General features: G+C 42.1%; 7 protein-coding genes and 1 pseudogene. 4 read left to right on the top strand and 4 right to left on the bottom strand.

The window, feature by feature from the left end:
* The first annotated feature begins 404 nt into the window (after positions 1-404).
* Both LEP1GSC060_RS00325 and LEP1GSC060_RS00315 read left to right on the top strand, forming a co-directional pair.
* On the top strand, positions 405-1,505 hold the full coding sequence (locus LEP1GSC060_RS00325; protein WP_002993377.1) for an LIC10774 family surface protein: 1,101 nt from the start codon (positions 405-407) through the stop codon (positions 1,503-1,505).
* Between the two features lie 304 nt (positions 1,506-1,809).
* Positions 1,810-2,784 (top strand): hypothetical protein, encoded by a 975-nt coding sequence (locus tag LEP1GSC060_RS00315; protein WP_002993408.1) that lies wholly within the window; start codon positions 1,810-1,812, stop codon positions 2,782-2,784.
* Between the two features lie 286 nt (positions 2,785-3,070).
* Here the strand turns inward: LEP1GSC060_RS00315 and LEP1GSC060_RS00310 are convergent, their stop codons facing one another.
* Positions 3,071-4,063 (bottom strand): LA_2444/LA_4059 family outer membrane protein, encoded by a 993-nt coding sequence (locus LEP1GSC060_RS00310; protein ID WP_002993379.1) that lies wholly within the window; start codon positions 4,061-4,063, stop codon positions 3,071-3,073.
* Between the two features lie 432 nt (positions 4,064-4,495).
* Entirely contained in the window at positions 4,496-4,933 is a 438-nt protein-coding gene (gene dut / locus LEP1GSC060_RS00305) for a dUTP diphosphatase (protein ID WP_002993389.1), read from the bottom strand.
* A gap of 869 nt (positions 4,934-5,802) precedes the next feature.
* On the opposite strand from dut, the gene LEP1GSC060_RS00300 reads away from it, so the two are divergent.
* Both LEP1GSC060_RS00300 and LEP1GSC060_RS00295 read left to right on the top strand, forming a co-directional pair.
* Positions 5,803-6,753, top strand: coding sequence for a hypothetical protein (locus LEP1GSC060_RS00300; RefSeq protein WP_002993386.1), 951 nt, complete (start codon positions 5,803-5,805; stop codon positions 6,751-6,753).
* A gap of 137 nt (positions 6,754-6,890) precedes the next feature.
* Positions 6,891-7,184 carry a hypothetical protein gene (locus LEP1GSC060_RS00295; protein ID WP_002993400.1) on the top strand — a complete coding sequence of 98 codons (294 nt, stop codon included), beginning with the start codon at positions 6,891-6,893 and terminating at the stop codon, positions 7,182-7,184.
* A gap of 166 nt (positions 7,185-7,350) precedes the next feature.
* On the opposite strand, the pseudogene LEP1GSC060_RS00290 reads toward LEP1GSC060_RS00295, so the two are convergent.
* Positions 7,351-8,403 (bottom strand): annotated as a pseudogene (locus LEP1GSC060_RS00290) (Kelch repeat-containing protein); the annotation flags it as partial.
* 1,044 nt (positions 8,404-9,447) lie between these two features.
* Complete coding sequence (locus tag LEP1GSC060_RS00280; protein ID WP_002993395.1) at positions 9,448-10,734, bottom strand: M16 family metallopeptidase; 1,287 nt, start codon at positions 10,732-10,734, stop codon at positions 9,448-9,450.
* Between the last annotated feature and the right edge of the window lie 2 nt (positions 10,735-10,736).

The raw sequence follows: 10,736 nt of genomic DNA, 5'->3' as shown, positions 1-10,736 counted from the left end.
ACACCTAGTATGAAGTTAAAATGCACAAACAATCCCAAAAAGCCTCTTTCTAACTGTATCCAACGCAAAAGCAGGACGTTTTGTATTCCAAATCTCAATGAGAAATGCCAAATACAAAGAAGAGTTTTGCCGCCAAACAATGAATATTCGAATCTAATTTCAAGTTCAGAATCAAACGATTAGGCAATAATGACTAACGGAATCGAATTATATATACTAAAAGTATTATATATTAAAAAATATATATTCTATATTTTTATTTTTATAATACACAATGAATTTAATTTTTCACAAAAAAGACTTATGATCTATTTTTATAAGCAAAAAAATGTCCTTTGTTGTTATAGTATAGACTAACGGAGATTCGACCTAAAAACCGTATCTCTGACAAAAGGAGATTTTAAATGAAACAGATTTATAAAGTTTGGTTGATAGCTTCATTGATGACAATGAGCTGTGCAGGTGAAAACGGGGGGAATCAAACCTCTTCTAAATTACTTTTAGGAATTCTCAACGACCAGCCTTCTAAGATTGTCGCAAATTCGGATCGAAAATCATCCGAGTCAGTCATCTTCGATATACCAACGCTGTATGTAGATTCTATTTCCGGAAACGACTCTACAAATCCAGGCACAAAATCCGCTCCGTTCCGCACGATTACAAAAGCGATTTTGGCTGCAACGGCTAACAACATCAAGGTGATTGCGGTCGCACCGGGTACTTACAGTGGCTCCATCGGAGAAACATTTCCGATTACCATTCCGGCTGACGTCAATTTATACGGCGATAGCAACGGGAAAGGTTTGATCGGAGGTTCTTCTTCCCTCTATGCGGGACCACCGGGAACAACTCCGAAGACCGGACCTACTTTCATCTCAGGAAACGGTCCAGATATTGCTTCCGGTCGTAGTAACGTAACTTTGGCCCTAAGAGATAGCAGTCAAGTTTCAGGGTTTAAGATCACCAATCCTAAACCGTTCGATTCCTCCGTATATTCGACAACGATTTTGCTGCACCACACTTATGCTGCAAAGGTGAATAAGAATACGATTGAAGGAGTTTTTGGGGGACACGGAATTCTTATCGGTACAGCTAGTTACACTCCAACGAAAGGAGGAAATATCATTACCGGCAATTCCTTTCTTTCCAATTACAATGGAATCTCGGATTATACTTACAGCACGAGCAATGTGAATAAAGTTGAAAACAACTTTTTCACTCAGAATCATATCGGTGTACAAAGTGTATATATCAAACTGGATTTGGGACAAGGAACTACGGGAAGCGTCGGAGGAAATACCTTTTCCTGCAATGACCACCAGGATCTATCGTTAGGCGCCGGAGCGAGCGGACAAACTCAATACGCTCTGAACAATTTTTGGGATCATATGCCGCCTACGACTCAAACCGGTTATTCCGGTTATGGTGCGGATATAGTAAACTACAATAACGCTACGTTAGTCTACTATGCAGGTGGAGCCGTAGCCCCGGGAGCTTGTAACTAAGAAACACTTTCTTCTCTTTTGATTCGTTATACGAACAAGAGAGAAGGAAGTATCTATCTATTTTCCGTAAACAGACCATTTGATTCCCATGCACTGCATATTTTGGAAGTAGCTTTCGAATTCTTTTTTTTGAATGAAAATGAATTTCGATACAAAAACAGAAATTCTAAATTTTGCAGCTTCCTAATTTCTTCCGGAAAAGTCGTTCGTTGTTTGATAGTTTCAAGGAAGATTTAGGCGCAATTCGACAACGATTCCTTTTATTGGAAGTTCGATTTAAAAAACACTTTGGAGAGTTAGAATTATGAGAACATCAAAAACCAATCGATTTAGATTGAAAGCGAAACTATTTCGTTTATTTATGATCGCTTTTTCAACGATAGCTTTGGCCTACGGATGTAATTCCGAAAACCAAGACATACAGCTTTTGATTTCAGGCGAATCTTTGTCCGCTAAGCTAAATTCAGCAAAGAGTAGCCAAGAATATATTAAATTACATTTATGGAATACCGCATCGATCGACGATATCAAATTCAATTATATTCCGTTTTCATGGGATCCTCGGGTATTTTCCGCCCAGATGGATACGGTATGGCAAGCCTTCGGTTTGAACATCAACGGAGTGCCGATTACCGGTAAGAACTATTTTCTATTCGCAAAAAAGATCGCAGACGGTACCACATCTCAACGGTTCGATCCAAGGTCTGATTATTTCCAGGCGTGGTTCGGAATCTACATCGTAAATGACGAAGGTGGTATGGTTTATTCTTTTCCGAATAATAACTTCGACCCGACGGGAGTGGTTGCACTGGCTGCGGCCGATCAAATTGCTTGGTTAGCAAACTTTGCCAATACTCCAACCAATCTTTTAAATGTTACTCTTAAGGAACAACCAACCGTATCTTCCACACAAATCGACGGGCATCCGGGTTATTTGGTTCGTTTTCGTTTAGATTCGAATATTGACGTAGGATATCAAAACAATCCAAACCCTCCGGTTTATCCTTACACGAGCGATCCTGCTTTCTTTAATATACCTCAGTCTTTATGGTTGAACAAGTTACCCTTTTTATACCAAAGCAACACGGGTTACAATAAGGTTACTTTAGAATGTGTCGGCTATGTTTGGCACGACAAAAATCGTTTGAACGTAGTGTATTACAACGGGATCGTTTATAAGAAAAGTTACGGTGGAGGATCCTTTTTTGCGGATTATCGCACGTTATTGGATATCGGTTCCGAATTGGAAACCATGGCAAAAAATGTAGGTCTTCAGTAAAACCAAAGATCTAAAAATTAGAATCCTTTTTGTTCCTAGGGGACGGCTGTTTCCTATGAACGTTTGCCGGATTTCGTAGGATTCTGGTCTTATTTCGTTTGCAGAAACAGAAGGAAACTTCCTTGAAAGTCGAATCATTTTAATTGAAAGCTTGTCCCAAAATCTAAAAGGAAATTTGCAGGAGTTCCCACAGAAAGCGTCTCTTTGACGGTTTTAGGCTTTTAGATGATTTTCTCGTCGTTTAAAAATGTAAGAGTTCCCACAGTTTCAGATTTTGCGACAAGCTCTAAAAACCAACAGAAACTCCGAAATAAAGTCCATGCAAAATATCATGATTGCCGGAATGAATGGGACGAGTGATAAAAGGAACGTCGTTCGTCTGCGTTTGAAACGGAGAGGTTTGAAAATTTCCAAGTGTGAAATCCGTTTGATTGAATCCGAGATACGAGAAGTAAGAATCGATGTAATTGTAACCTACGAAAATTTTCACCGCTTCCAAGATGCGATAACCAAAAGAGAAATCGATTTCGTATCCGCGATAGATTCCGCGCGCACCCGCGGCGCCGTTGGAAACCACGATCACATCCGGCGTGATCATTCGATCCTTGTAAAATCTGCTTCCTTCCGTATAAAATAAATCCAGACTGAAGTGCGCGGACAAGTCTTTCCAGAGTTTGTATTCCGTATTGAATACGAGCTGAGGGCCGTATGTGTAAAAATATTCCTGATAACTCCCTTCTCGGAGGAAATAACCGTATTTGTATTTGTTAATGTTCCGAATCCCCGCGCCTGCCAATATTTTCCAATCTTCGTTTATATTTAGAATTTTATAATAATTGAATTCAGCTTCCGATCTAAGCATCGGGTTAAAATAATGTCTTTGAGCCGTAACACCTCCCTGCCCCGCCCGAGTCACGATCGCATTCGGATTTGCTAATTCGATTTCGTATGCCGAGATTTCGATTCTAAATCCACGGTCCTGGTTGTCGTAGCGAAACGAGAGAGGAACTATAACCTTCTGATTTTGTTTTATCGAATCCGTTTTGATCGAATTTTCCAAGGAAGAATGTTCCGAAAAGGAAGTATAATCGTAAGGAGTCCATCGGTAAGTCTGACGTTTGATCCAGAACTCAAAAACGGACTTTTTCTTTTCTCCTTCTTGGTTTTCCTCTTTCTGCTGAGAAAACAGCGGATCCGCTTGTAGAGAATAGATACAAAAAAAAATCCAAATCCCAAGACGACGTTTCCGAAAAAGGAAACAAAGTAAATTCTCTCTCATTTTTTTCCTCACTGTTTGCTTTCTTCGGAAAAAGTTATCGGCCGGTTACAAGAAAAATCTAATATTAGCGATTTCTTGAGGATTTTGGAAATTATTTGTTAAGTTTGTATAGGCGCCGGACTTCGCTCGTAGCAGAGAAAAGAAACAAATGGAGAATTAATTTTGCAACCGTTCTATTCCAGGTTCTCCAAATCAAAAATTTCATTTTTGTAGTAAATAGAATAAAATCGTTTCGCTTGGACAACTTCTTTATGACCTAAAGTTGACGGAAAACCATAATAAGAACCTATCCATCTCTTTCTCAAAGAACCGTCGATCTGCCATGGTTATCTCTCTTTTTAGGGTCGCTCATCTTAGTTTCTCTAAAAACCAAACGCGGAATTCATTTTAGTATATTATTTTTTTATAAATAGATTCGATTCGGAATTTTTTCTAATGCCCCGTGGAGCCGAAACCGTTCGCGCCTCTTTCCGTCCGATCCGTAAACTCGGAAACCGATTCCCACTCCGCATACCAGGTTTCGCGAATGAGTAATTGAGCGATTCTCATTCCGTGTTCGACAACAAAGGGAGATTCCCCTAAGTTCAGAAGTGGGATCATCAATTCGCCTCGATAATCGCTGTCGATCGTTCCGGGAGAATTCGGAATCAAAATCCGATTTTTTGTGGAGAATCCCGATCTGGGTCTAATTTCAAAATGATAGTTCCGAGGGATCGCAAAAGAAAGTCCGGTCGGAACGAGAACGACCTTTCCGGGCTCTAAAATAAGATTTGAATCGAGACAAGCATGCACGTCGTAACCGGCCGCGTCTTTGGTTTGTAACGCCGGAAGTTCGGCGTGGGGTCTTAATTTTTTTACTGAAATTTTCATACGTTTATTAGGATTTCCTTTTTTTCTGACTGTCTATTTGTTTCATACAAAACTATAGCTCCATGTTCCGAGTCGCATGTGGGAAGGCAATTTCAAAAGTGTGGGACTGAAGAACCTATCGAACTGTCGTGTAAACCCGGAACGGGAAGTTCGTAGGAACTAAGACGACCAAAACCTTCAAACTGAGAATTCTACGAATGCCGTCTGTTTTCAACCTACAAGTTTTGTCGGAATTACGAAATCGACAGCCAAAGACACGAGACTTTACGAATGTCTCATAAACCCGCAGGTCGCAATTTAAGGCGGCATTTTTTTAACGAACGTGAATTCGACGGTTGAAAATCCGAGCGAATCCAGCCCCGGCGCTGCGATCCATAGAGAGCGGCGGCGCTCGGGTTTTTGGGCTGGACCGCGCTTGAACATTATGTTGCTCCTGCGTTCGCATCATAATGTTTCAATTCCTTCGGAATTAAACTCAATATTTCTCTCCGGTGTTGCGACCCTGTGCCCCTTTAGTTACCCTGGGCCCGTTCGAGTAACTAATGGGGCGCGTTGCAAGTCGAAATATATAATCGCTTTCGCATTCGTTAACCGAATTCACATTATATTAAAATACTTTAATATACAATCCCCAATCCAAAGATATCCGGATCTTCTTTGGAAAGGGAGGATTTTTGCTTCGTATTCCATTCCTTTACGAAATAAAATCGTCCCGGAATGAGGACTCCACTATCTTTTATAAATCAAAGAAGTACGAGGATAAAATCCGAAACGTTATACTGTCGTCGTTTCTTTGTGATCCTTAAAATGTCAGAGCAAAAATCACAAAATGATTTGCTTTTCTAAAAGGAGTGAATACGAATTGTCCCGTGAACTATCGTAAAATATTCCTTTTGGTAACTCTTTTTACAAACATCTTATTCCTGCATTCCTTGAACTCAAACCCTAAGCTCGGGAAATGCGAAGTATTTCCCGCAAATAATATCTGGAACACTCCGATCGATACGCTTCCTTTACATCCTCTTTCGGAAGTTTACGTTCGTAGTATCGGAACGCAAAAAAAACTGAAGGCGGATTTCGGTTCGGGTCTTTGGGAAGGAAGTCCGATCGGAATCCCGTTTATCCTAACGTCCGACGTTTCTCCCGTTGCAATATCCTTTGAATATTCGGAGGAAAGCGAACCGGGACCTTATCCGATTCCGACTAACGCGCCCGTGGAAGGCGGGGATACAAGTAACGGGGACAGGCACGTTCTTGTATTGGAACAAAAAACATGCAAGTTGTATGAATTGTATTCCGCCAGAAAAAAAGGAAAAGCTTGGACGGCGGGTTCCGGCGCGATCTTCGATTTAAAATCCAATCAACTGCGTCCTGCAAATTGGACTTCAGCGGACGCCGCCGGACTCCCGATATTACCGGGTTTGGTGCGTTATGAGGAAGTGGCCTCGGGAGAAATCACACATGCAATTCGTTTCACGGCAAAACGCACTCAGAAAGCGTACGTTTGGCCTGCACGTCACTATGCATCTAAAATTACGGATAAGAATGTTCCACCTATGGGAACGCGTTTTCGTCTGAAAGCAAGTTTCAACATCGACGGTTTTAGTAAAGAGAATCAGGTGATCTTGCGAGCGCTCAAGAAATACGGAATGATTCTCGCAGACAACGGTTCCGATTGGTTTATGTCAGGATCTCCGAACGAGAATTGGAACAACGATCAACTTCATAAACTCGGAAAGGTTTTAGGAAATCAGTTTGAAGCGGTGGATTCAGAAAGTTTAATACTTTCACCGGATTCGGGAGAAACTCGACAAAACTGATCTTCGGGACCGCCTTCGTTCGCGAAGGCGCTTTCTTTTTTTATACAAAAAAGAAGATGGAGTCGATTGTCTTCGTTCGGAAATCGGGCAAAATTCGGATTTAAATTCAAAATAAAAGGGATGGAGTACAAAGCCCAATGTCTTTTTTCAAAGCGGTTCGAAGAGAAGTTGAAGTCGCATTTTCTAAAAACGCTCAACCTCCGTGGTTTCGAATTTTTAAATACGTTATGCTCGTTTGTATCCTGTATTTTTTTTGGGAAAGTGGATTTCTAGGCCCGCTTTTGTTATTTATTCTCGTTGTATCACTTTCGCTGCACGTTTGGTTTCGTTACAAAACGGGCGGTTGGACGAAAAGTTACGGATTATGGAATTACGAGAAAAATAAATCCGCACAGGACGAAGTCGATTCAAAAGCGCAGAACAAAGATTAGGCGAAAGATGCGTGTAGATCGAATTGGGATAAAAAACAAAGTGCAAAACGAAGTCGTGAAAAGATTAAAGAAGATCTTGCTGTCTTAAAACGTCGTCTCTGAATAATACGACATTTTACGCGGCACGAAAAGCCGGGTTCTCGACACGGCTTTTTATAGCAAACTCCTATCTTAAAGAACGTACTCCGCTAAACGTAGCTCCCCCACCGGGCAAAGGAAGCACAATCGGTTCAACCATTCCCCCCCAGTCGCTCGGCATGTTCGGCAAACGACACCACGTATTCGTGTTCGGCGCATAACGAAGCGTGGACATTACTAATCCGGAGTTCCTACCGGCGGCGATCACGACAGAACCGTCTCCTTCCAAATAAGCCCCGTGTTCCGTTCGAGGTCCGGGCATCGGTAATAATGTCCAGTCGTTCGTATTCGGGTCGTAAATTTCAATCGTCTGTCTATAGAGCCCGGCCGAATCCCCGCCCGCGATCAACAAACGACCGTCCTGCAACAGGTTCGCCGTATGTGCGTTTCGAGATTGGATTAAGGACGGACCGTCTACCCACTGATCGGTCTGGGGATTATAAATCAAAGTGGAAGCGAGCGCACCACCTGTGGAACCGATCCCGCCTACAACCATCACTCGGCCGTCATTCAAACGAGTCGACGTATGATAGATTCTTGCCGCCTGAACCGGTCCTGTTTCGGTCCATTGCCCGGTTGCGGGATTATAAATTTCCGCTCTTGTATCTCCTACAAACAACGTCCCGCCGCTTGCAAGCAACCTTCCGTCCGCGAGCACAGTCAAAACATGTCCGCCTCGAGGGGTATTCATTGAATTTGCGTTTATATGTCGAGTATCGCCGATAACGTCTCCGGTAATGGGATCAAAAACCTGAGTTCCCGCGGTATCCAGAATTTCAACGGTGTCCATTTCGTACCAACTCTCGTCATATCCTCCCGAAATCAGGACCCTGGAAACGGAAATGGCCGCCGCCGCGGGTTTATGTCTATTCAGGTTTAAGAGAGGTCCCGGATTCCACGCACCATTTGCCAAGGAAAAAAAAGCGCTTTGCCTTACGTTTCCTACGGATACGGCCAAACCGTTGTCTAACGCGTTGAGGGTTTCATAGGCGGCGGGAAATTCATTTCTGGACCACACACGCAAATTCGTTGTACATACATTTGTCGCGGCTTCCGCATCCGGAGTTCCTACCGGAGGGAGTATGCTATGCATACGATTCCAAACTTATCTTTATGCCATCCGGACAATACGATTTTCGAACTTTTTTAGTCCCGGAAACATTCTTAGAACCGCTCGCAACGCCTTAAGTCGAAACGAATTCAGAGTCGTTATTGATTCCCATAAAATTGAGTACCGTTTAATTTTATCGCAAAAAACGGTTTCAATGCAAAATATTAGGTACTTTATTATATAGTTATACATTAGAGACTACGAACGAAACGAAGGGGCGTAGTCAGAGACCGTAGTTTATCAGACTTAAAGAATCGGAAAAAAAAATTAAGGACTGCTCGGTATTAATTACAAAAGAAGAATTCATATCATCAAGCGACTGATGCATCCGTCGGGAAAAACCATGATCTTATATGAATTTTTTGGACAAATATATAGCGCATGATATAAATCCATTAGATCATTGTGTTCATAAAATTTATTATTTTATTTTTTTATAATATAAAAATATTAAAATAACGCGAATTCGACGTAAGAAATCTTGGGCGAATAAGAAACTCAATGCGTTCGCTCCCGACGGGTCGCTCCGCAGCTCGCGAATTTCATAGCTAAAATGGGCTCGCGACCGCGCTTGAACTCAATGTTGCTGCCTGCGGTCGCAACATAATGTTCCAATTCCTTCGGAATTCCCACTACAATCGCTTTCGCATTTGTTATATCGAACTCACGTTAAAATAACCAATGGAATTTTCATATTTTCACGATCTTTTTTTGGGGATCGCAGCGCCCAGTCCCTATCAAAGTTTTGAAAGTAAATCAAATGCAAGGTCTGTTTTAGTTTCTGATGTATAAAATTGCTATTAGCCGATTCGATACCGATTTTTGCGAAGGTTCCATAGGCATAAGTCGGCAATGTCGCCGCTTGTTTTTGCAGGACGTCCTTCCCGTTAACTCATATAAGAATCGGTCCCAAAACTGAGACAGATTCTTGCAGCTTGATCTTTCTGATAAAGAATAATAGGATTTTGGAACGCGTCATAAATGTTCCAATATGCAAAAATTAGAATATTATAATTACAAAGAAAAAATTCTTTGAACGACCTTCTCTTCTTTGAGACCAAGGTTGCCTAACGCGGAAAGATGCAGTTTGGGAATTCCAAAAACGGATTTTGCAAAATCGTTGAGATCGTCCAGAGTGATGGAATAGATCTCTTTGACTCTTTCTTCGTAGGAATAATTCCTACCGTAATAGAGTTCCATCAAAGCGATCGTGTTCATACGAGACTCGGTCTGTTCGTAACTGATCGAAAGAGTTCCTTCGTGATTGGTCTGCGCATCCAAAAGTTCCTTTTCGGTGATACCCCGATCCAAAATCGATTGGATCTCGTCGGAGATCGTTTCCAAACAAGTGATGAACTTATCCTTAGAGGTGGAACAAACGATACTATTGATTCCCACGTCCTTGTAAGAGGAAGGATACGCGGTGATCTGATAACAAAGCCCCTTCTCTTCCCGCACCTTTTGAAAGAGTCGGGAGGAAGTACCACCGCCTAAGATATGCGTGAACAAACTCGCCTTAGAAGCGTTGTGAAATTCTCTCGCAAACCCTTGCCCGCCTAAAATGAAATAAACCTGTTCCAACTTTTTCTTTTTCGGAAAGTAACCCCATTTTTTTTTGGGTAAGGAAAGTTCGCCGCCGTTTTTCCTTTTCTTTCTGGATTGATTAAAATGTTTCGCGGCGATCGCAAAAATCTCGTCGGGTTCAAAGTTCCCCGAAATGGAAAGGAACATATTTTCCGTATGATAATACGTATCATAAAAATCTAATAAACTTTTATGACTTACACCGCCGATGGATTCTCTCGTTCCGATGATGTCCCGACCTAAGGAGTTCTTGGGAAAAAAATTCTGATAGTAGAAATCGTGAATATAATCCTCGGGAGAATCCTCGTAACCCTGAAGTTCCTCCAAGATTACACCCGCTTCGTTTTCAATGTCGGATTGTTTCAGCAAAGGCTCATAGATCATTTCGGATAACAATTCCAAACCGAGACCGATATGTTTTGCCGCCACGCTAACGTGAAAGTAAGTGTATTCCCTGGAAGTGGCGGCGTTTGTAAAACCGCCCACACGTTCGATGTCCTCGGCCTGTTGTTTTGCGGTTCGTTTAGCCGTGTCCTTAAAGAGCATGTGCTCTAAAAAATGACAATAACCCGCGTTTTTGGAGGATTCGTGCCGGGAACCGACACGGACAAAAACTCCAGCCGATACGCTGACCGTATGCGGAGCTTTTTGAAAGAGAACCGTGATACCCTCGGGCAGAACTTTTCTATGAACGAATTGTGAAGGTTCCGGCTCCAAGG

Source organism: Leptospira weilii serovar Ranarum str. ICFT (assembly GCF_000332415.1).
Lineage (GTDB): Bacteria > Spirochaetota > Leptospiria > Leptospirales > Leptospiraceae > Leptospira > Leptospira weilii_A.
This window is presented reverse-complemented; position numbering and strand designations above follow the sequence as displayed.